Genomic DNA, 20810 nt, shown 5'->3' on the forward strand with positions numbered 1-20810 from the left:
TCCGATGGTGCACACCGAGGTAGGTCTGATCGCCGTCGTCGCGGTGTGTCTGCTGACGCTCGCCATCGGTGTGTTCGGGGTGCGGGTGTCCCGCACGACCAGCGACTTCTACGTCGCGTCCCGCAGCGTCGGCCCGGTCGTCAACGCGTCGGCGATCGGCGGCGAATACCTTTCTGCGGCATCGTTTCTCGGCGCCGCGGGATTGATTCTGAGCCAGGGCGCCGATGCCTTGTGGTATTCCGTGGGCTGGACCGCTGGCTATCTGGTGCTGCTGGTCCTGGTCGCCGCGCCACTGCGCCGCTCGGGCGCCTACACGCTGTCGGATTTCGCCGAGCTGCGGCTGGAGTCCCGGGCGGCGCGCAAGGTGTCCAGCGTGATCGTCGTGCTGATCGGCGTGCTCTACCTGCTGCCGCAGTTCCAGGGCGCCGGACTGACGCTGCACACCCTGGTCGGCGCGCCGGGCTGGGCCGGGTCGGTGCTGGTCGCCGCTGTCGTGCTGGTCATCGTCGTGTCCGGCGGCATGCGGTCGATCACCGTCACGCAAGCCTTCCAATACTGGCTCAAACTCACCGCACTCGTGCTCCCGCTCGCGGTGCTGCTCGTACACTGGCGCCATGCCGGGGGTGCCGGTGCTCCGCAGCTGCACGTCGCCGACTGGGTCGAGCCGATGCAGGGCCGGTACGCCACCTACCTGGTCTATTCGCTGATGGTGGCCACCTTCCTCGGCACCATGGGCCTGCCGCACGTGGTCGCGCGATTCTACACCAACATCGACGGACGTGCCGCCCGGCGCACCACCATCGGCGTGCTCGGCCTGCTCAGCGTCTTCTACCTGCTGCCGACGGTGTATGGCGTGCTCGGCCGCATCTACAGCTTCCGCCTGGTCCGCAGCGGGCACACCGACGCCGTCGTGCTGGAGCTGCCGTCCGACATGCTGCACGGTTTCGGCGCCGACCTGCTGACCGGGCTGCTCGGCGCGGGCGCGTTCGCGGCATTCCTGTCCACCTCCTCCGGGCTGGCGGTCTCGGTGGCCGGGGTGCTCAGCCAGGACGTGCTGCGCGGGCGGTCCGACCGGGTGCGTGACTTCCGCCTGGCGACTGCGCTCGTCGTCGGTGCCACCCTCGTCCTACTCGTCGCCTCCACCGGCGTGCCGGTGGCGCGCGCCGTCGAGCTGGCGTTCGCGGTCGCGGCGTCCACCTTCTGTCCGCTGTTGCTGCTGGGGATCTGGTGGCGCGGACTGACCGCTCCCGGCGCGATCAGCGGGCTCGTGGCCGGCGGCACGCTGAGCACCGCCGCGGTGATCGCGGCACTCGCCGGCTATCACGCGCCGGGCATCGCCGGTCCGCTGCTTGCCCAGCCGGCGGCGTGGACGGCCCCGGTCGGTTTCGCGGTGATGGTCGGCGTCTCGCTCGTCACTGCCGGCCGGCGGCCTCCGGGGGTCATGCGCACCATGGTGCGGTTGCACACGCCGGAGCACCTGGACGTCGACCGGGGCAGTTTCGACCCCGAACGGCCGACCGCTCGGCCCGCAGAACCGACCGCTCACCGAGGAGCGCAACGACGCCCGGCGACTATGTGACCCCGCTCACATCACCGCAGTCTCCAAGGACTGTGGCGAGTGCCCGCGCACTCGTAGGTTGCGTTCGACGGCGTATGCCGTCGCACCGACCGACCCACAAGGAGACAGCATGTCCGAGACGACAACGCGCCCGGCACCCGGCGCGCATATCGCCGATCCGGCCGCCCTGGGCCTGGGCGCTTTCGCGCTCACGACGTTCGTGCTGAGCGTGGTCAACGCCGGCATCGTCCCCGCGAAGGTCGAACCCGTCGTGTTCGGCCTCGCCTTTGCGTATGGCGGTGGCGCGCAACTGGTCGCGGGCATCTGGGAGTTCACCAAGGGCAACGTCTTCGGCGCGACCGCGTTCTGTTCGTATGGCGCCTTCTGGCTCTCCTTCTGGTACCTGACCGGCCACACCGACCTTTCCGGGGCAGGCGCCGACCTGCACAAGGGGCTCGGCCTCTATCTGCTCGCGTGGGGCATCTTCACGCTCTACATGACGGTCGCCGCCATCCGGGTGAGCGGCGCGGTGCTGGTGGTCTTCATCCTGTTGACGATCACCTTCTTCCTGCTCGCCTTCGGTGACTTCGGCAACAGCACCGAACTGACCAAGGTCGGCGGCTATCTTGGGTTGTTGACGGCGATCGCGGCTTGGTACGCGTCGTTCGCCACGGTGGCGAACTTCACGTTCAAGCGCACAGTCCTGCCGACGTTCCCGCGCTGAGGAGTAGACCCGTGAGTGAATCATCGAGCGAACCGACCCTGTCCAATCTGCTGCACGAGACGCGACACTTCGACCCGCCGGCCGAGTTCGCGGCGGCGGCCAATGCCACGGCCGACCTGTATGCCGAGGCGGAGGCGGACCCGGAGGCGTTCTGGGCCAAGCAGGCGGAGCGCATCACCTGGGAGACACCGTTTGAGCAGGTGCTCGACTGGTCGAAGGCGCCGTTCGCGAAGTGGTATGTCGGGGGCAAGCTCAATGCGGCATACAACTGCCTGGACCGGCACGTCGAGGCCGGCAACGGCGACCGGGTCGCCTACTACTTCGAGGGCGAGCCGGGCGACACCCGCACCATCACCTACGCGCAGCTGAAGGACGAGGTCTGCCAGGCTGCGAACGCGCTCATCGAGCTCGGGGTGAGGACCGGCGACCGCGTCGCGATCTACATGCCGATGATCCCGGAGACGGTCGTGGCGATGCTGGCCTGCGCCCGTATCGGTGCACCGCACACGGTGGTGTTCGGCGGCTTCTCCGCGACCGCGCTGCGCGACCGGATCGTCGACTGTCAGGCCGGCATCGTGATCACCTCCGACGGCGGTAACCGCAAGGGCAAGCCGTCGGCCCTGAAGCCGGCGGTCGACGAGGCGCTCGCCGAGTGCCCCGACGTCCGCAACGTGCTGGTGGTCAAGCGCACCGGGCAGGACGTGGACTGGACCGAAGGCCGCGACCTGTGGTGGGACGACTTCGTCGGCAAGCAGTCGACCGAGCACACCCCGGAGGCGTTCGACTCCGAACACCCGCTCTACGTCATGTACACCTCGGGCACCACCGGCAAGCCGAAGGGCATCCTGCACACGACGGGCGGCTACCTGGTGGGCACGTCATACACCCACTGGGCGGTCTTCGACATCAAGCCGGAGACGGACGTCTACTGGACGGCTGCCGACATCGGCTGGGTGACCGGCCACTCCTACATCGTCTACGGCCCGCTGGCCAACGGCACCACGTCGGTGATGTACGAAGGCACGCCGGACACTCCGCACCCGGGCCGCTGGTGGGAGATCATCGCGAAGTACCGGGCGACGATCCTCTACTGCGCCCCGACCGCGATCCGCACTTTCATGAAGATCGGTGCCGAGGTGCCGGCGCAGCACGACCTGACGTCGCTGCGGCTGATCGGGTCGGTCGGCGAGCCGATCAACCCGGAGGCCTACGTCTGGTATCGCGACAACATCGGCGGCGGCAAGACCCCGGTCGTCGACACCTGGTGGCAGACCGAGACCGGGATGATCATGATCAGCCCGCTGCCCGGCGTCACCAGTGGCAAACCGGGTTCGGCAATGAACCCGCTGCCCGGCGTGTCCGCGGATGTCGTTGATGACGCCGGGGATTCGGTGCCCAACGGCTCCGGCGGCTACCTAGTGCTGAAGCGTCCGTGGCCGGCGATGCTGCGCACCGTGTGGGGCGACGACCAGCGATACGTCGACACCTACTGGTCGCGCTTCAAGGACGTCTACTTCGCGGGCGACGGCGCCAAGCGCGACGAGGACGGCGACATCTGGGTGCTCGGCCGGGTGGACGACGTGATGAACGTGTCGGGTCACCGGCTGTCGACGACAGAGATCGAGTCGGCGCTGGTGTCGCACCCGAAGGTCGCCGAGGCTGCGGTCGTGGGCGCTTCGGACGTCACCACCGGTCAGGCGGTCGTTGCGTTCGTCATCCTGCGGGAGAGTGCGCAGGGCGGCGGGGACGACGTGGTGGACGAACTGCGCAAGCACGTCTCGTCCGAGATCGGCGCCATCGCCCGGCCGCGCAACATCCTGGTCGTCTCGGAGCTGCCGAAGACCCGGTCGGGCAAGATCATGCGGCGGCTGCTGCGCGACGTGGCCGAGCACCGTGAGGTGGGCGACGTCACGACGCTCGCCGACTCCTCGGTGATTGGTGCGATCGAGCAGGGGATGAACGCCAGCAGCGAGAGCTGAGAGGTCAACCCCCCACGGATCCAGCTGCCGGATCAGTCGGCAGCTGGATCCGTGCTGGTATGACGGTGCCGTCGCCTTGCTCGCCCGCCGCGACCCAGGCGCGGTGGAATTCGCTTCCGGGAGCTACTGATTCGCGGGTTGCTGGGTCAGCGAGCAGGTTTGCGGGTGCGGTGATGGAGGGGCGATCGGTCGCGGGCAGCGGGGCGCTCCGGCGGGCGCGCTCGATCGCGTCGGCCAGCGCGTGCGCGGCTGGTTTGGCCTGGTGGTCCACGGTGAAGAGGCCCAGGTCGTATTCGCGCTCGGGGAAGTCGAGCTGGCTGCGGTCGATGTCGTGCGAGCACCACCAGGTGACGCCGGTCAGCTGGGGGAGTGCGGCGACGGAAGCGACTGCGCGCCGGACGAATTCGGCGGCGTGGTCGGCCGGGATGTCGGGCAGGGGTGCTCCGACCTCTTGCAGCCATACCGGGCGGTCCGGGCCGCCGCAGGCGATCGCGAGTTCGGCGAGGTATGCCGCGTGGCTCGTCGTCGCCGGGCCGAGCGGACCGTCGATCGCGGAGGTGCCGTTGAACACCCATGAGTGCACTGACGAGACATCGCCCAGTCGCACGACGTCGGCCGCGCCGAACGGATGACCGGGCGTGTAGAACGCGTCGTCGAAGAGCGAGTGCACCACGAGCTGGTCCGGGCGGGCGTGGGTGCGGATGGTGCCGACGAGCTCAGCGGCCCACCGGCTGGACGCGTCGATCGTCGTCGCATTGTCCGGCCAGAGGTTGTTCACCTCGTTGCCGAGCGTGAAGGCGAAAACGTCGGATTCGCCGGCCAATTCGCCAACCATGGCCGTGGCGTAGGCGCGCAGCCCGTCGCGCACCCGGTCGTCCTCGAAGATGCTCGCGCGGTGCCAGGTCAGTGCCCACGACGGCACGAAGTCGAAGCTGGACAGGTGGCCTTGCACCAGGTCGATTGACACGTCCAGCCCGAGGCCGCCCGCGATGCGGACCAGCCGGCGCACGTCGTCGATGGCGGACCGGCGCAGGTGCCCGCGGCCGGGCTGGATCCACGGCCAGATCGGGAAGACCCGTACGTGGTCCATCCCGAGCCCGGCCAGGTCAGCCAGGTCACGTGCAGCGGCGTCTTCGTCGAAGTCGAGCCAGCTGTAGAACCAGCCCCGGGACGGAACGTAGTTGGCGCCGAAGCGCAGTGGGCGCGATGCGGTCGAAGCGTCCGTGGTCATGATCCGGGAACTCTAGTGCGCTGCCGTCGCCCGCGCTGATAGTGCCAGGTCAGCTGGCTTCTCGGTGGATGTCCTGGATCCAGATGAAGTCGATGAGGGTGCGTTCGGTGTGTGAGCGGGTGGGTGGGGGTAGCCCGGGCGGTGGGGGTGGGTGACTGGTCGCGGTCAGGCTGCCGGTCGTGGTGGTGGTGGTTTGTCCGGCGTGGCCGGTGACGGTGTAGTCGGGGTGTTCTTTGAGGTAGTTGCAGCGTTCGCAGAGTCCTTGGCCGTCGCGTTCGGTGGTGGCGCCGCCGGTGGCGTGGGGGCGGATGTGGTCGATGTGCCGGATCGTCCCGTTGCAGAACGGTGTGCGGCAGATGTGGTCACGCAATCGGATGAGGTGGGCGAGGAGCCCGGGGTAGGTGTGTGCGCGGGATTCCATGCCGATCAGGTCGCCGGTGCCGGGGTGGGTGAACAACCGCCGGACCTGCACCCGGGCGTCCGTGTCCTTGCCGGTGCGGCTGGCCTTGCCCTTGCCGGTGCCCTCGTCCTTGTTCGTGTCGCCGCTGGTGATCAGTTGGCGGGCGAGGTCGGCGGGGATGGGTCCGGATGTGTTCGAATATACCCGAATTCTGTTCGTATGAAACATGTTTCGGCGACAAGTGTTATCCACATCCCTTCTTTTGGGTGGGTTGTGCACAGGTCGCGGGCCGGGCCGGCCTGGTGCGCGCCTGTTCGCCGAGCGGGGTACTTCCTCGCCGACCGGGGTACATATCTGCGCCGAATCGCGCGGGGGATGTACCCCGCTCGGTGCGGAACTACCCCGCTCGGTGCGGAACTACCCCGCTCGACGCGGAAGTTCTCCGCTACCCCTTGCGAGCAAGTAGCCGCTGTCAGCCGCGGATGAAACGCACTGTCACCAGCTGGAAAGGCCGCAACAACAGCTGGATTCGCCCGTCAGTGGTCGTGAGGCCGTCCGGCGCGATGCCGTCCTCCAGCAGGTCGACCTGGCGCACGCCGGAGTGCTCGAAGGCCGGCTCCAGCGTGACGTTCGCGCGTGCCCCCAGTGGCTCGTAGAGGCGCACGATCACGTCACCGCTGCCGTCCTCGGCGAGCTTCATCGCCTCGATCGCCACGGTGCCCGGGCCGCCGACCCGCAGCAACGGCTCGACCGCCGACCCGCTGGCTTGCCGTGGCGGCAGGTTGATCCGGTAGCCGGCGGCAACCGCGTCGGCGACGTCTGGCGCCACGACGATCGCGTAGCGCCGCACGTGCCGGCCCTGGTCGGTCTCCGGGTCGGGGAAGCGTGGGGCGCGCAGCAGCGACAGTCGCACCGTGGACCAGGTGCCCCCGCCGGGCGCCTCGTGGCGGGTCACTTCGTGGCCGTAGGTGGCCGAATTGACAACAGCAGCACCGAATCCGCGCTCGGCGACGTGCACGAAGCGATGCGCGCACACCTCGAACCGTGCAGCATCCCAGCTGGTGTTGGTGTGCGTCGGCCGCATCACGTGGCCGAACTGCGTCTCGAACGCCGCCTGCGTCGTGTGCACGTCGATCGGCACGGCAACCTTCAGCACCCGTTCCCGCTCGTGCCAGTCGACCTCGACCGTGCAGTCCAGCTGGCGGCACCCGGGGGAGAGGCGCATGCGTTGGAGCACCTCCGACGATCCGAAACTGCGGCGCACGGCGATCTCCACATCGCCGTCGTCGGTCCGCTGCGCGTCGAGTTCGTCGGTCTCGGTGAGGTCCGTGCGGGTATGGCGATAGAACTCGTCGAGATCCCACGCATCCCACTTGTTCGGGAAATCCTGGTGCAACTGCAGCAGATTCGCCCGCTCACCATGGGGTATGACGTCCCGCCCGGTCGCGAGATCCACCAAACTGACGACCGTGCCCGCAGCGTCGACCACGACCCGCAGCACCCCGTTGTCCAGCACGACCGCGTCGTCGCCGCGCTCGATGCGGACCGCTTCGGCGGGCGATGGCAGCACCGCCCCGCCCAGTGACGGCGCCCCTCCGTCGAACGGTGTCGCGTTGAAGGTAACAGTGTCCGACCCCGTCCCGGCGAGCAGCGCGAGCCGGTCGGCGATGAGCGCTTCCAGCTCCGCCTCGACTCGCGCGTAATTCTCGGCCGCTTCGCGATGCACCCATGCGATCGAGCTTCCGGGGAGTATGTCGTGAAACTGTTGCAGCAGAACGGTTTTCCAGATCCGCCGCAGCTCCGCGACCGGATAATCGGCGAGCCCGCGCACCGCCGCAGTGGTCGCCCACAGCTCGGCCTCGCGCAGCAGGTGTTCGCTGCGCCGGTTGCCCTCCTTGGTGCGAGCCTGGCTGGTGTAGGTGCCGCGGTGCAACTCCAGATAGAGCTCCCCGGCCCACACTGGCGCGTCCGGGTATGCCGCCTGCGCCCGCTCGAAGAACTGCGCGGGCGACTCGATGGCCACCCGCGGTGAGCCCTCCAGGTCACGGGTCCGCGTGGCGTGCTGCAGCATCTCCCGGGTCGGGCCGCCACCGCCGTCGCCATATCCGAACGGCACGAGGGACAGGTTGGTCGCGCCCTTGTCGCGGAAATTCGTTGCCGCGTGGGCGAGTTCGCGCCCGGTCAGCTCGGCTGTGTAGGTGTCGACGGGTGGGAAGTGTGTGAAGACGCGGGTGCCGTCGATGCCTTCCCACCAGAAGGTGTGGTGCGGAAAGACGTTCTGCTGGTTCCAGCTGATCTTCTGGGTGAGGAAGTGAGTGCAGCCTGCCTGGCGCGCGATCTGCGGTAGCGCCGCGGAGTAGCCGAACGAGTCGGGCAGCCACACCTCGCGGCAGGTGATGCCGAACTTCTCCCGGAAGTAGCCCTGACCCATGACGAACTGCCGGACCATCGCCTCGCCGCCCACCATGTTCGTATCCGACTCGACCCACATGCCGCCGGTCGGCAGGAACCGTCCGGCCCGCACCTGCTCGGCCAGTCGCCGAAAGACCTCCGGCCGCTGCTGTTCCAGCCACTCGTATTGCTGCGCACTCGACATCGCATAGACCAGTTCGGGGTGCTCGTCCAGCAGGTGTGTCACGTTGGCGGTGGTGCGAGCGACCTTGCGGACCGTCTCGCGCACCGGCCACAGCCAGGCCGAGTCGATGTGCGCGTGCCCGACGGCGCTGATCCGGTGCGCGCCCTCCGCGGACCGGCGGGCCAGCAGCGGCGCCAGCAGTTCCCGCGCAGCGGACGCACTGCCCGGCACGTCGGACAGATCGACGGCGTCCAGCGCCCGGTCCAGTCCCAGACATAGCTCGGCCCGCCAGCCGTCATACTCCGGCAGCGTTCGCATCAGCTGGTCGAGCACCTCCAGGTCCGCGGCCAGCTCCCACACCGAGGTGTCGCGCACGCAGACGTCGGCGCGGGCCAGCCGGTAGAGCGGCCGGTCGCCGGCGGTCTCCTTGTCGCCCAGCTGCGTTGGCAGGAAGGGGTGCACCTCCAGCAGCAGCGGGTTGGCGGCCGCTTCGACATACAACTCGACGCGAGTTTCGTTCGGGCGCACCGGGATCCAGCCGTTGCGGGGATTGAGTCCCTTCACGACGGAACCGTCGGGACGGTAGACCAGCCCTTCGGCCTGGAAGCCGGGGGAGTGGTCCGCCCAGCCGAGGTCGACGACCAGTTCGGTCGGGCCGGCCGGATCCGGCGCCGGGACGTCCGCGGTGAGGCGGAACCACGTGGTGCCCCACGGTGGACCCCACGCCTCGCCCACCGCGAACGGTTCGTATGCCGCCCCCAGCGCCCCGGCGGGGGACACCGGCTCGCCCTGCCCGCCGCCGACGTGCCACGCGGACACGCTCAGCTCTCCGACGGCGCGATAGATCTTCGGGCGGATGCGTTCGGTCAGGACGCGGGCGATGCGGTCTTCGGTGAGCTTGCGGCGGTCATGCACTGGTCGGGTGCTCCTGGGCGAATCGGACGGGTCAGGTTGTCGTGGGGTCGACCTTCGACAGTATGTCGGTGTCGTCTCCGGCGCGATCCTTCAGCACCATCAGCAGCCGCTCATGACCCTTGAGGTAGGTGGTGCCGGCGCGCACGCCCCACCAGTAGAGGGCAAGCGAACCGATGGCGACGATGATCGAGTCCCACGGCGACCCGATGACACCCGACCCGCCATAGCTGCCGAGCGCGGCGACGCCATACGTGAAGACCAGGTAGACGACCAGCCACAGACCGCCGCCGATGTCCCCGGGGTCGCGGTTGCCGCGCGCGAACGAGACGGCGAACCAGACCAGCCCGATCACGATCGGGATCAGCGTCTTCAGCAGGGTGTCCCATGCGGTCCACAGAATGACCAGCGAGCTGACCATGAAGGCGAGCGGCGCCACGATCGGCATACCCCGCAGCCGCTGTGCCCGCCCGCCGAGGCCGACGTTGCGGAAGACCAGCAGCGAGACCGAGCCGATGGAGAACGTCATGGCGACCAGCGCGCTGAGCACCTCCACGATGTCGTGCCAGCTCGGCAGCAGCACCATCATCGCGGCGCCGAGCACGAAGTTGACCAGCATCGCGACCACCGGCACGCCGGTCTTGTCGCTGACCTTCATGACGACGCGCGGGAAGAAGCCGTTCTTGGCCAGCCCGAAGACGTTGCGCGCGTTGGCCGCGGTGTAGACGATGCCCGACCCGGACGGCGAGATCGAGGAGTCGGCGATCAGCAGCCAGGACAGCCAGGTGAAGCCGAGCATCTTGGCCAGGTCGGCGAACGGCGAGTCCAGATTGACGCCGTGCCAGCCGGTCGCGTGTGCCAGTTCGCTGCTCGGCAGCGAGCCGAGGTAGCCCAGCTGCAGGCACAGGTAGAGCGCGATCGAGAAGACGATGGTGACCACCATCGCGCGCGGGATGTCACGTCGGGCGTTGGCCGCCTCACCGGACAGCTCGATCACATTGCGGAAGCCGGTGTAGGCGAAGATCAGCCCGCCGGAGGCGATGGCGCTGAACGCCGCGCTGATGCCGTATGGCGCGAAGCCGTGCGAGCTGATGTTGTGGCTCAGCCCGCCGGCCTTGTGGTTGGCCCCGAAGCCGCTGGCCAGCAGCAGGATCACGGTGATGATCGGGATGCAGATCTTCACCGCGGTCACGATGTTGTTGGAGCGGGCGAACGACTTCACGCCGAAGTAGTTGATGATGACGAAGACGATCATCAGCGCCACCGCGACACAGGTGCCGAGGGTGGTCAGCTTGCCGGCGCTGGAGCTGTAGACCCCGTGCCACCACTTGGACGCGTACTGCACGACCGCGGCGGCCTCGCTGGGCGGGTTCGCGACATACGACAGCCACATCGCCCAGCCGACGATGCTGGCGGCGAGCCGCCCGTTGGAATACAGCGGATAGCGCACCAAGCCACCGGATTCGGGCCGCACCATGCCCAGCTCGGCGAAGACCAGCGCGACCATCAGCATCAGCGCGCCGGCGATGACCCACGCGATGAGCGCTGCCGGCCCGGCGGTCTGGGCGGCATACATCGAGGAGAACAGCCAGCCGGAGCCGATCACGCTGCCGACACCGGCCGCCATCAGCGACCACAGCCCGAGTTCCTTGCGTAGCTTGCGGTCCTCACCGTCCGCCGCCGACTGCTGATCCATGCCCGCTGATGTCGTCGCTGCCTGATCCATTGCCCCAGTATGTACTTCGCGGATCGGGTCGTGGGGGAAAGCGATCACCCGGCCGGATCCGGGGGCTGCGCCCTGTGGCAGGATCTACCGACCGCATTTCCGCCCCACCGGGAGGCCGCGCCGATGTTCAGTCCCTCCAGTCCGCCGGATGCTCCGCAGCGGGTGCTGCTCAAACTTTCCGGTGAGGTGTTCGGCGGCGGGCAGATCGGGCTCGACCCGGACGTCGTGCGCGGCATCGCCGAGCAGATTGCCGCAGCCACGCGCGCCGGGGTGCAGATCGCGGTCGTCGTCGGCGGCGGCAACTTCTTCCGTGGCGCCGAGCTGCAGGAACGCGGCATGGACCGCACCCGCGCCGACTACATGGGCATGCTCGGCACGGTGATGAATTGCCTTGCGCTGCAGGACTTCCTGGAGAAGGAAGGCATCGACACCCGCGTGCAGACCGCCATCACGATGGGCCAGGTCGCCGAGCCCTACATCCCGCGCCGCGCGATGCGGCACCTGGAGAAGGGCCGCGTGGTCATCTTCGGCGCCGGCGCCGGTATGCCGTTCTTCTCCACCGACACCGTCAGTGCGCAGCGCGCGCTGGAGATCAAGTGCGACATCGTCCTCTACGCCAAGAACGGCGTCGACGGCGTCTACACGGCCGACCCGAAGAAGGACCCGGGGGCCACCAAGCTGGACTCGCTCACCTTCGCCGAGGCGCTCGCCCAGAACCTGCGCATCGTCGACGCGGCAGCCTTCAGCCTCTGCATGGACAACGAACTGCCGATGCGGGTCTTCGGCATGGAGGGCGCGGGGAATATCAGCCAGGCGCTGCAGGGTGAGAAGATCGGCACATTGGTGAGCGCCTGAGCGCGGCCAGCACGTCATACCCACGTCATACGAGAAGAAGGTCACCACACCATGGACGGCAGCATCGACGACAGCCTGTTCGAGGCCGAGGAGAAGATGGAGAAGGCGATCGAGGTCGCCAAGGAGGATTTCGCCTCGATCCGCACCGGCCGTGCGAACGCTGCGATGTTCAACAAGCTGACGGTCGACTACTACGGCGCGCCGACCCCGTTGCAGCAGCTGGCGTCCTTCCAGACCCCGGAGGCGCGCACCGTGCTCATCCAGCCGTTCGACAAGAGCGCGATGGCGGGCATCGAGAAGGCGCTGCGGGACAGCGACCTCGGCGTCAACCCCAGCAACGACGGCAACCTGATCCGCATCGTGCTGCCGGCCCTCACCGAGGAGCGTCGGCGCGACTACATCAAGCTCGCCCGCACCAAGGGTGAGGATGCCAAGGTGTCCATCCGTAACATCCGCCGCAAGGCCAAGGAAGACATCGACCGCGCGGTGAAAGACGGCGACATCGGCGAGGACGAGGGCAGCCGGCATGAGAAGGAGCTGGAGAGCATCACCAAGAAGCATGTCGAGACCGTCGACGAGCTGCTGAAGGGCAAGGAGGCCGAGCTCCTCGAAGTCTGAGGTTCGCTCCCACCTCCGCTGATGTCTGAGCCCACCTCCCGCCGGCACGCCCGGGAAGCGCGCACGGCCGACCCGCCCGCCGCGGGCGAGTTGGCTGCGCACAACCCGACGCCTCGCGCCGGCCGCAACCTCTACGCCGCCATCGGCGTCGGGGTACTGCTCGGGGTGATCGTGGTGCTCAGTCTCTTCGTCAAGAAGGAAGTCTTCGTCGCGGTGGCGATGGTCGCGTCGGTCATCGGCTGCATGGAATTGCTGCGCGCGATGACTCAGGGCAAGCTGCACCCGCCCGTGGTCCCCACCCTGGCGGCGGCTGCCGTCATACCCCTCATCGCCTATGTCTGGGGTGCCACCGCCCTGGCCTTCTCGGTGCTCGCGGCCGCGCTGCTGGTGATCGTATGGCGTTCGTTCGGTCACTCCGACGGCATGCTGCCCGACCTGGCTGCGGGCGCGCTGGTGCTGCTCTACGTCCCGGCGCTGGTCGGCTTCGCCATGCTGCTCCTGGCGGCCGACGACGGCCCGGAGCGGATCGTCGTGTTCATCCTGGTGACCATCTGCAGCGACATCGGCGGCTACATCGTCGGGGTGATCGCCGGCAAGCACCCGATGGCGCCCAGCGTCTCTCCGAAGAAGTCCTGGGAGGGCTTCAGCGGCTCGGTGACGGCGTGTGTCGTCGGCGGCGCACTCGGCGTCTGGCTCATCCTCGATGGCCGCTGGTGGGTCGGCGCGCTGCTCGGCGCGCTCGCGGTGATCGCGGCAACAGTGGGTGACCTGTGCGAGTCGATGATCAAGCGCGACCTCGGCATCAAGGACATGAGCAACCTGATCCCCGGGCACGGCGGCCTGATGGACCGGCTGGATTCCCTGCTGGTCGTGGTGCCCGTCGCCTGGGCCGTGCTGACCCCCCTTGTGGCGGTGAAATGACATGACCGGTCTGCCCGACCCCACCACTCGCCGGCCCGTCCCCGGGCAGCTGACTTTCGCGGCGCCGCGTCGGGGCAAGCCGCCGCAGCACCTCGCCGACTTCGACGAGGCGGGCCGCAAGGCGGCGGTGGAAGCGCTGGGGCACAAAGGTTTTCGTGCCAAACAACTGTCCACGCACTACTTCGAGCACTTCGTCACCGAGCCCGCGGAGATGACCGATCTGCCCGCGGCCGGTCGCGCCGAGCTGGTCGGCGCGATGTTGCCGCAGCTGCTCACCCCCGTCCGGTCGCTGGAGGCCGACGACGGGCGGACGATCAAGCAGGTATGGCGCCTCTTCGACGGCGCACTGGTCGAGTCGGTTCTGATGCGCTATCCGGGACGGGTCACGATGTGCATCTCGAGCCAGGCCGGCTGCGGAATGAACTGCCCGTTCTGCGCCACCGGCCAGGAGGGGCTGACCCGCAACCTGACCACCGCCGAGATCGTCGAGCAGGTCGTCGCAGGCGCCCGGATGCTGCGGGCCGGCGCGCTCGCGGGCGGCGACGACGAGTCGCGTGAGGCGCCGCTGCGGGTGTCCAACGTGGTCTTCATGGGCATGGGCGAAGCGCTCGCCAACTACCGCCAGGCGGTCAACGCGATCCATCGGCTGGTCGACCCCGCCCCCGCCGGACTCGGCATGTCGGCGCGGCACCTGACGATGTCGACGGTCGGCCTGGTCCCGGCGATCGACAAGCTGGCCGCCGAGGGGATCCCGGTCACCCTCGCGCTCTCGCTGCACGCGCCGGACGACGAGTTGCGCAACGAGCTGGTGCCGATCAACACCCGGTGGAGTGTCGACGAGGCGCTGGACGCGGCATACCGCTACTACGACGCGACCGGCCGGCGCGTGTCGATCGAATACGCGCTGATCAAGGACATCAACGACCACGCGTGGCGCGCCGACCTGCTCGGGGAGAAGCTGCGCGCCCGCGGCAAGGGCTGGGTGCACGTCAACCCGATCCCGCTCAACCCGACGCCCGGCTCGAAGTGGACCGCGTCCCGCAAGGGCGTCGAGCAACAGTTCGTCGAGCGGTTGCGGGCCTACGGCATACCCACGACGATCCGGGACACGCGCGGTTCCGACATCGACGGCGCGTGCGGCCAGCTCGCGGCCTCGACCGCCTGACGGCATAGATGCACATGCCCAATCTGATGCTGAACTGGCGCCAGGCGCTGGCGCTCGGTGTCGTGCTCGGCGCGCTGTGGGCACTGCTGCGCACCCGCCGGCCCGGGCTGGCGATCGTCTGCCGGGAGGCGTCGCTCATCGCGTTGCTGTTCTCCTTCTGGCAGATCATCCAGAAGGTGACCTCCAGCGACGGCGGAGACGCGATCGGGCGGGCGCACTGGATCGAGCGCACCCAGTCGATGCTCGGTTTCCCGAACGAGCGCAGCGTGCAGAACCTCATCCTGGGACACCCGGACGTGGTGCGACTGGCCAACCTCTTCTACGCCAGCATGCACTTCACCGTGATGGGAATCTTCCTGCTGTGGCTGTTCTTTCGCCACCGGGACGACTATCCGGCGGTGCGCACCACGCTCGCGCTGAGCACCCTCGGCTGCTTCTTCGTGCAGTTTCTCGCGGTCGCGCCGCCGCGGCTGCTGCCCGGGTATGTCGACACCGCCGAGCTCTATGGCGAGTCGGTCTACAACGCCGGCTTCTCCGTGGACAACTTCGGCGCCATGCCGTCGGTGCACATCCTCTTCGCGGCCGTCGTCGGGTGGTACACGTGGCGGGTCAGCACCTCACGCTGGCGCTACATCGGGCCGCTGCACTTCGTGGTCACCGTCTTCGTCGTGGTCGCGACCGCGAACCACTGGTGGCTGGACGGCGTGGCGGCGATCGCCATACTCATCGCGTCGGCGTGGCTGCGGCACGGCACCCTGGTGCTGTGGCACCGGTGGCGGGATCCGCGGGTTGCGACAGCGGTCGCTGCGCAGCCGGTCGCTACTGGTCCGGCGGCGTCGCTGATGGATGAATCTCACCGATGACGTAGGGGATCGCTGAGCGCTGCGAGATGCCGAGCTTGCGCAGGATGTTCCCCACATGCACCTTGACCGTCTTCTCCGAGATGAACAGCCGGCTCGCGAGTTCGCGGTTGGTGAGCCCGTCGACCGCGATCAGCATCGCGATCTCCAGCTCGCGGGTGGTCAGCCCGGCGGTGTTGTCCTTGCGGGTCGGCTGCTCGCGCTGCGTCGTGGCCAGCGCGTCGGCGAGTTCGAGATGCAGTCGCTCCCCGGACTCACGCGCCTCGGCCAGCAGCCGCCGCGGCTCGGCGAGTCCCGGGTCGTCCGGCAGTTCGACACCGTGCAGTGCCAGGCGCAGCCGTTCCAGCTCCCGGGTCAGCGTCCGCAGCAGGTCGGTGCCGTTCTGGGTGCGGCTGCTGTCCAGCTCCGGGTAGAGCTCGTAGAGGCCGAGATCGTCGGCGAAGTTGCGGTCCTGCACCAGCTCCCACACCAGCGCCCGGCTCAGCCAGTGCATGGCACGCACCGCCTCGTCGTCGAAGGTGTCCGCCACGCAACTCTCGACGCACATCATGCCGATGATCTCGTTGGCCTCGAAGCCGTGCAGCGGCACCACGATCGCATCGAGCACCGGACGCTCGGTGATGGTCCAGCCCAGGCGCACCCGGCGTCCGCCGTCCTGCCGATAGCGGTAGTCCTGGCCCGTCGACTTGATGTAGGCCGACAGCCCGTTCGGCCCGAATTGCTGCACGTCCGCGCTCAGGAACTGTTTGTCGTCAACGCAATAGGGGATCGACAGCGTCGTCTGCCCGATGTAGAGGCCGACGTAGAACGTGTCGATCCGGGTGAGTGCGGACATCGCCGAGCGGCAGGCGGCATACCGCGTCATCAGGTCGCCACGATCGGCGGAGCGCAATCGGCGATCGGCCGCACGCAACACGGAGACGGCGAACGGCGAGAAGCTCTCGACGGGTTGGCTCACGCTTGCGGGGCACCTCCTGCCGCGGACGGTGAAGTCTGTGGGTTGGCTATGCACCCAATTGTGCGGCACGCGGTGTCGACGTCGTTCACCAGGTGTATGGCGTGTGCCATCGGCCGGCCCGCTGCGAGTGCCTGCAAGGTGTCCCACACCGGCAGGTCGTGCTGCCAGTGCTCTTCGCCGACCAGCACCAGCGCAGGAAGCGTCCGGGCGGGGTCGGCGTAGTAGAGCGAGGTCGCGAGTTGGAAGATCTCCTGCACAGTGCCGGCCGCACCGGGGAGCACCACGATCCCGCCGTTGCAGACGTGCAGCAGTACGTCCTCGCGCAACGCATTGGAAAAGTACTTCGCCACCCGGCCGGCGAAGACGTTCGGCGGTTCGTGCCCATAGAACCAGGTGGGTATGCCGAGACTGCGCGGTGAACCGGTCTCGGCCTCGTCGCGGACGATCTGGTCGCGCACATCGAGCGCGAGCCTCGCCCAGGCGGTGATGTCCGGCTGGAAGGACGGCACGGCGGCGAGACTGGTGAGGGCGGCATCGAGCGAGCGGTCGCCGGTGCACAACGCGCCGAGGTTGGCCGCCTCCATCGCGCCCGGGCCACCGCCGGTCGCGACGACCGACCCGGCGCTGGCGAGGGCGTGTCCGAGGCGGGCAGCTGTGGTGTACCCGGCTGTGCCGCGGTCGACGTCGTGGCCACCCATGACGCCGACAACCGTTCTGCCCGCGATGAATTCGTCCAGGGCGTCCCCGATGCTGTGGTCGTGGATCGCGCGCAGCAGAGACGCGTAGACGTCCTGCGTGGTGCTGGGCTCGAGCGACCAGCGGTAGGTGCGGTAGTCCGGAGTGACGGCATACCCGCCCTCGCGCAGCCCGGCGTACAACTCGCGCGGCCGGTAGAGGTGTGCCCGCCAGGCGTCGAAGGGCACCCCGGGATCGGCGGGGAAGATCAGCGCGCCGTGCGCCCCCAGATGGCGGTGCAGGCGGTCGCTCATCCGGCCGCCGAGGACCACGACGCCGGTGAAGTCGTCGATCGCCAGCAGCTCCGGCTCGACCTGGGCGAGGTCGAGATCCTGCAGCCGCAGCCCGCGCAGCGGGGTTCCAGCAGTCAGCAGTCGTCGCAGGGCGGCAAGGGATCCGACGTCGCTGGTGGCCATCGCTCGATTCAAGCGGAAGTCCGCCGGAGGTGAAGTCACGATCCGATCACAGCCCGGACACGCCGCCAACCTGCTGGGAGACTGAGACGTCTTCCTCAATGTCGGGCGGCATGCGCCCGGCACTCTCGGGGAACGCGGCGGATGCCGCGGAAAGGAAGGACACCACCATGAAGCGCACCTCGGTCACCGTCGCCATCGGAGCACTTCTCGTCGCCGGGACGGCCGTCGTTGCCCCCGCTCACGCATCGGCACTGGGACATCACGCGCCCTCGGTCGTGGTTCCGGCCACGACTCATGTGGCGGTGCACCGGAGCCCCGCGCGGCATACCACCGCGAACGAGGACCGGCAGATCACCGCCGCCATCCTGCACAGCCCGCTGCTCGGCGTCGTCAAACCCGGCAACGTCGCGGTGAGCGGGATCCGCTACTCCGGCAGCACCTGGGCCGCCGCGCTCGCGACCCCGAAGAACGGCCAGACCGACCCCGCCCAGGTCCTGCTGCAGAAGACCAGTGGTCACTGGCAGGTCCGCGACCTCGGCACCGCAGGCGTCGGCTGCGGCATCGCCCCGGCCGCCGTCCGCGCCCACCTCGGCCTGCACGGCCCCTGCTGAGTTCTCTTGCTTCGACTCCTCGCAAGACGACGGGCGGGTTCACCCGAACAAGTTCGGTGAACCCGCCCGTCGTCTTGGTCGTCGTCTCGCGGGGTTTTCTTGCTTCGACTCCTCGCAGCCCGGCACCGGGCCTACGCTCGCAAGCTCGCGTAGGCCCGGTGCCGGGCTGGTCGTCGTCTACGCGGAGCCCTTGGCGTCGGCTCCTCGCTGAACGATCGTCTGATTGAGCGGACCACTTACCGAACGAGCGGACCACATATCAGGCCAGGAAAACTGGGCCGCTCAATGCGTATGTGGTCCGCTCGATCAGGATCGGGACGGTCTTGTCACCGCACCGCACTAGCCTGCGCCGCATGATCACCACCCTCGCCGTCAGCGGCTACCGATCGCTGCGTGACGTGGTCGTGCCGCTCGGGCCGCTCACCGTGGTGACGGGCGGTAACGGCAGTGGCAAATCGTCTCTCTACCGCGCACTGCGGCTGCTCGCACAGTGCGGAGAAGGGCGGGCGATCGGCTCGCTCGCGCGGGAGGGCGGCTTGCAATCGGTGCTCTGGGCCGGCCCGGAGTCGCTCGCCGGAGCGCGACGTGGCGCGCCGGTGCAAGGGACGGTGCGCAAAGGCCCGATCAGTCTCCGAATGGGTTACGCGAGTGACGATTTCGGCTATCTCGTCGACCTCGGCCTGCCACAGCCGACTGGGCTGCCGACCGCGTTCGAGCGGGACCCTCAGCTGAAGAGAGAGCTCATCTTCACCGGCCCGGTGATGCGCCCGGCCACGACGTCGGTGCGTCGTCGCCGCGGCCTGATCGAGGTGCGCGACGGGCGAGGGTGGAGCGAGGTGCGGCGGGACCTTGCGCCATACCGCAGCGTGTTGCGGGAGTATGCCGACCCGCAGGTTGCACCCGAGGTGTTCGCAGTCCGGGAACAGATCGGCTCCTGGCGGTTCTACGACGGCTTCCGGGTCGATGCCGACTCACCGGCGCGGCGCCCACAGGTCGGCACCCGCACGCCGGTGCTCGCCGGTGACGGCGCGGACCTCGCGGCGGCGGTGCAGACGATCCTGGAGAGCGGATTCGACGAGCTGACCGAGACCATCGCCGACGCATTCGACGGTGCCCGGCCGCAGGTGCTCATTGCCGACGGTCTCTTCGACGTCGCCATTGCCCAGCCCGGGATGCTGCGCCCGCTGCGTGCTGCCGAACTCTCGGATGGCACGCTGCGATATCTGCTGCTGGCCACCGCCCTGCTGACCGTCGACCCACCGGCACTGATGGTGCTCAACGAGCCGGAGACTTCGCTGCACCCGTCGCTGATCGCGCCGCTCGCCCGGCTGATTGCGTTGGCTGCCAAGCGATCCCAGCTGCTGGTGGTCACACACGCACAGCCGCTGATCGACGCGCTGTCCTTCAGCGGCGTCGGCTCGGTGCAGGAGGTCGTGCTCACCAAGAACCTCGGCGAGACCGTGATCGAGGGGCAGGGCATGCTCACCCGGCCGTCGTGGGAATGGGGATCCCGCTGACGGCCGGTGGTGCGGCAGACTGGACGCATGGTTGACGAAACGAGCGGGATCACGGTGGTCGGTGTCGGGACCGTGCGCGTGCCCACGACCGAGGCAATGCTGCGGTTACGGGTCGAACGCCGCGAGTCCGCCCCGGGCGCCGCGCTGACCGAAGCCGGTGCCATCGTCGCGGCGGCCTTCGAGGTGTTGCGCCAGGCCGGCATACCCGACACCGACGTGCGCACGGCCACGGTCCGGGTGACGGCCAACAAGGCGTGGGTCGACAACCACGAGGAACTCCAGGGGTATGACGCACAACAAGACCTCCAGGTCCGCGTGACCGACCTGGCCAAGCTCGACGAGCTCCTGGGCAGTCTGGTCGACCGGTGCGGCACCGGACTGCAGATCGACGACGTCTCGCTGAGCGGCGAAGCCGACGCGGTCGCCCGGTCGCAAGCCCGGCAGGAAGCGGTGCGCGATGCCCGCGAAAAGGCCTCCGAATACGCGACATTCGCCGGCCGCACGCTCGGCCGGGCCGAGTCGATCAGTGAGGTGCGAGATCGCCCGGCACCGCTCCGGCGGCACATGGCCATGGCGGCGTCGGCGGGTATGGCGATGCCGATCGCGCAGGGTGAGGAAGAAACGACAGTGGCGGTCGAGGTCCGGTGGAGTTTCGGCGGCTAGCTACGCCGCAGTCGTCGGCCGACTCGGCGAACGGTTCGCACACCTCGTGTATGACGACAGGACGCTCACCGGCAGCTTGTTCGATATGCGTCCTGCTTCAAGGTCACGACCACGTCGTCGCGTCGCAGGGCACCCTCCACGACCGCGAGGTCGACGGTGTCGTAGGGAGGACCCTTCAGGATGCGGCGACGTTGTCCGGTGCATCGCCGGCCGGCGAGTCGAGCTTCATGAGCCGGTAGAGCAGCGCTTCGCCAGCCGCTCGCTCCTGTGCGGTGAGCGCACCGGCCTCGGCCTCCCACTCGAGAACGCCCTGGAGCCGGTCCCGCAGGGCGACGGCTTCGTCCAGTGAGACCGACTTCTCGACCACGCTCATTCTCTTCAACAGT

General features: G+C 68.6%; 19 protein-coding genes. 11 read left to right on the plus strand and 8 right to left on the minus strand.

Annotated elements, in window-relative coordinates; genetic code table 11:
- Positions 1-4 precede the first annotated feature (4 nt).
- From EFY87_RS05035 to acs, 3 genes are all read left to right on the plus strand, one after another.
- Complete coding sequence (locus EFY87_RS05035; protein WP_123270372.1) at positions 5-1579, plus strand: sodium/solute symporter; 1575 nt, start codon at positions 5-7, stop codon at positions 1577-1579.
- A gap of 109 nt (positions 1580-1688) precedes the next feature.
- Positions 1689-2282, plus strand: a complete 594-nt coding sequence (locus tag EFY87_RS05040) for an acetate uptake transporter (protein WP_123270373.1) — start codon at positions 1689-1691, stop codon at positions 2280-2282.
- A gap of 11 nt (positions 2283-2293) precedes the next feature.
- Positions 2294-4261, plus strand: coding sequence for an acetate--CoA ligase (gene acs, locus EFY87_RS05045; protein ID WP_123270374.1), 1968 nt, complete (start codon positions 2294-2296; stop codon positions 4259-4261).
- A gap of 4 nt (positions 4262-4265) precedes the next feature.
- Here acs and EFY87_RS05050 read toward each other — a convergent pair whose 3' ends face one another.
- The 4 genes from EFY87_RS05050 to EFY87_RS05065 all read right to left on the minus strand — a co-directional run bounded on the left by EFY87_RS05050 (position 4266) and on the right by EFY87_RS05065 (position 11105).
- Positions 4266-5492, minus strand: coding sequence for a glycoside hydrolase 5 family protein (locus tag EFY87_RS05050; protein WP_181445441.1), 1227 nt, complete (start codon positions 5490-5492; stop codon positions 4266-4268).
- A gap of 49 nt (positions 5493-5541) precedes the next feature.
- Complete coding sequence (locus EFY87_RS05055; RefSeq protein ID WP_123270375.1) at positions 5542-6120, minus strand: HNH endonuclease; 579 nt, start codon at positions 6118-6120, stop codon at positions 5542-5544.
- Positions 6121-6364: 244 nt separating this feature from the next.
- Positions 6365-9382, minus strand: coding sequence for an alpha-mannosidase (locus EFY87_RS05060; protein ID WP_123270376.1), 3018 nt, complete (start codon positions 9380-9382; stop codon positions 6365-6367).
- A gap of 31 nt (positions 9383-9413) precedes the next feature.
- Positions 9414-11105 (minus strand): APC family permease, encoded by a 1692-nt coding sequence (locus EFY87_RS05065; RefSeq protein ID WP_220093512.1) that lies wholly within the window; start codon positions 11103-11105, stop codon positions 9414-9416.
- Positions 11106-11228: 123 nt separating this feature from the next.
- Between EFY87_RS05065 and pyrH the strand changes: the two genes are divergently transcribed.
- The 5 genes from pyrH to EFY87_RS05090 are packed head-to-tail and all read left to right on the plus strand — an operon-like array spanning position 11229 to position 15527.
- Positions 11229-11960, plus strand: coding sequence for a UMP kinase (pyrH, locus tag EFY87_RS05070; RefSeq protein WP_123270378.1), 732 nt, complete (start codon positions 11229-11231; stop codon positions 11958-11960).
- A 51-nt stretch (positions 11961-12011) separates the two neighbouring features.
- On the plus strand, positions 12012-12578 hold the full coding sequence (gene frr / locus EFY87_RS05075; protein WP_123270379.1) for a ribosome recycling factor: 567 nt from the start codon (positions 12012-12014) through the stop codon (positions 12576-12578).
- Positions 12579-12599: 21 nt separating this feature from the next.
- Positions 12600-13499 carry a phosphatidate cytidylyltransferase gene (locus EFY87_RS05080; protein WP_123270380.1) on the plus strand — a complete coding sequence of 300 codons (900 nt, stop codon included), beginning with the start codon at positions 12600-12602 and terminating at the stop codon, positions 13497-13499.
- A gap of 1 nt (position 13500) precedes the next feature.
- Positions 13501-14664: a 23S rRNA (adenine(2503)-C(2))-methyltransferase RlmN gene (rlmN, locus tag EFY87_RS05085; RefSeq protein WP_123270381.1), complete on the plus strand. Its 1164-nt coding sequence runs from the start codon at positions 13501-13503 to the stop codon at positions 14662-14664.
- A 26-nt stretch (positions 14665-14690) separates the two neighbouring features.
- A complete protein-coding gene (locus tag EFY87_RS05090) occupies positions 14691-15527 on the plus strand; it encodes a phosphatase PAP2 family protein (protein ID WP_158607514.1) in 837 nt (278 codons plus the stop codon).
- Here the strand turns inward: EFY87_RS05090 and EFY87_RS20810 are convergent.
- Genes EFY87_RS20810 through EFY87_RS21100 form a run of 3 tightly spaced genes read right to left on the minus strand, consistent with a single transcriptional unit; the run spans position 15484 to position 17802 of the window.
- On the minus strand, positions 15484-16482 hold the full coding sequence (locus EFY87_RS20810; RefSeq protein ID WP_245988448.1) for a helix-turn-helix transcriptional regulator: 999 nt from the start codon (positions 16480-16482) through the stop codon (positions 15484-15486). The two genes, EFY87_RS05090 and EFY87_RS20810, sit on opposite strands and share 44 nt — an antisense overlap.
- Positions 16479-17633 carry an LOG family protein gene (locus EFY87_RS05100; protein ID WP_123270383.1) on the minus strand — a complete coding sequence of 385 codons (1155 nt, stop codon included), beginning with the start codon at positions 17631-17633 and terminating at the stop codon, positions 16479-16481. The genes EFY87_RS20810 and EFY87_RS05100 overlap by 4 nt, the downstream gene beginning before the upstream one ends.
- 46 nt (positions 17634-17679) lie before the next feature.
- The gene (locus EFY87_RS21100; protein WP_281276162.1) at positions 17680-17802 is read right to left on the minus strand and encodes a hypothetical protein; all 123 of its coding nucleotides are present in this window, start codon (positions 17800-17802) and stop codon (positions 17680-17682) included.
- Here EFY87_RS21100 and EFY87_RS05105 point away from each other — a divergent pair.
- The 3 genes from EFY87_RS05105 (at position 17801) to EFY87_RS05115 (ending at position 20424) form a co-directional block, all read left to right on the plus strand.
- On the plus strand, positions 17801-18244 hold the full coding sequence (locus tag EFY87_RS05105; RefSeq protein WP_123270384.1) for a hypothetical protein: 444 nt from the start codon (positions 17801-17803) through the stop codon (positions 18242-18244). The genes EFY87_RS21100 and EFY87_RS05105 overlap by 2 nt on opposite strands.
- A 353-nt stretch (positions 18245-18597) precedes the next feature.
- Positions 18598-19761: an AAA family ATPase gene (locus EFY87_RS05110; protein WP_123270385.1), complete on the plus strand. Its 1164-nt coding sequence runs from the start codon at positions 18598-18600 to the stop codon at positions 19759-19761.
- Positions 19762-19788: 27 nt separating this feature from the next.
- Positions 19789-20424 (plus strand): SIMPL domain-containing protein, encoded by a 636-nt coding sequence (locus EFY87_RS05115; RefSeq protein ID WP_123270386.1) that lies wholly within the window; start codon positions 19789-19791, stop codon positions 20422-20424.
- A 175-nt stretch (positions 20425-20599) separates the two neighbouring features.
- Here the strand turns inward: EFY87_RS05115 and EFY87_RS05120 are convergent, their stop codons facing one another.
- Positions 20600-20806, minus strand: a complete 207-nt coding sequence (locus EFY87_RS05120; protein ID WP_148043257.1) for a hypothetical protein — start codon at positions 20804-20806, stop codon at positions 20600-20602.
- Positions 20807-20810 lie beyond the last annotated feature (4 nt).

This window comes from Flexivirga caeni (genome assembly GCF_003724155.1).
GTDB classification, from domain to species: Bacteria; Actinomycetota; Actinomycetes; order Actinomycetales; family Dermatophilaceae; genus Flexivirga; species Flexivirga caeni.

What these genes read in the sequence shown, in the direction of transcription:
- EFY87_RS05035 (WP_123270372.1), top strand. Translation starts at nt 5, where the DNA reads ATGGTGCACACCGAGGTAGGTCTGATCGCCGTCGTCGCGGTGTGTCTG.
- EFY87_RS05040 (WP_123270373.1), top strand. Translation starts at nt 1,689, where the DNA reads ATGTCCGAGACGACAACGCGCCCGGCACCCGGCGCGCATATCGCCGAT.
- EFY87_RS05050 (WP_181445441.1), bottom strand. Translation starts at nt 5,492, where the DNA reads ATGACCACGGACGCTTCGACCGCATCGCGCCCACTGCGCTTCGGCGCC.
- EFY87_RS05055 (WP_123270375.1), bottom strand. Translation starts at nt 6,120, where the DNA reads ATGTTTCATACGAACAGAATTCGGGTATATTCGAACACATCCGGACCC.
- EFY87_RS05065 (WP_220093512.1), bottom strand. Translation starts at nt 11,105, where the DNA reads ATGGATCAGGCAGCGACGACATCAGCGGGCATGGATCAGCAGTCGGCG.
- pyrH (WP_123270378.1), top strand. Translation starts at nt 11,229, where the DNA reads ATGTTCAGTCCCTCCAGTCCGCCGGATGCTCCGCAGCGGGTGCTGCTC.
- frr (WP_123270379.1), top strand. Translation starts at nt 12,012, where the DNA reads ATGGACGGCAGCATCGACGACAGCCTGTTCGAGGCCGAGGAGAAGATG.
- EFY87_RS05080 (WP_123270380.1), top strand. Translation starts at nt 12,600, where the DNA reads ATGTCTGAGCCCACCTCCCGCCGGCACGCCCGGGAAGCGCGCACGGCC.
- rlmN (WP_123270381.1), top strand. Translation starts at nt 13,501, where the DNA reads ATGACCGGTCTGCCCGACCCCACCACTCGCCGGCCCGTCCCCGGGCAG.
- EFY87_RS05090 (WP_158607514.1), top strand. Translation starts at nt 14,691, where the DNA reads ATGCTGAACTGGCGCCAGGCGCTGGCGCTCGGTGTCGTGCTCGGCGCG.
- EFY87_RS05100 (WP_123270383.1), bottom strand. Translation starts at nt 17,633, where the DNA reads ATGGCCACCAGCGACGTCGGATCCCTTGCCGCCCTGCGACGACTGCTG.
- EFY87_RS05105 (WP_123270384.1), top strand. Translation starts at nt 17,801, where the DNA reads ATGAAGCGCACCTCGGTCACCGTCGCCATCGGAGCACTTCTCGTCGCC.
- EFY87_RS21100 (WP_281276162.1), bottom strand. Translation starts at nt 17,802, where the DNA reads ATGGTGGTGTCCTTCCTTTCCGCGGCATCCGCCGCGTTCCCCGAGAGT.
- EFY87_RS05110 (WP_123270385.1), top strand. Translation starts at nt 18,598, where the DNA reads ATGATCACCACCCTCGCCGTCAGCGGCTACCGATCGCTGCGTGACGTG.
- EFY87_RS05115 (WP_123270386.1), top strand. Translation starts at nt 19,789, where the DNA reads ATGGTTGACGAAACGAGCGGGATCACGGTGGTCGGTGTCGGGACCGTG.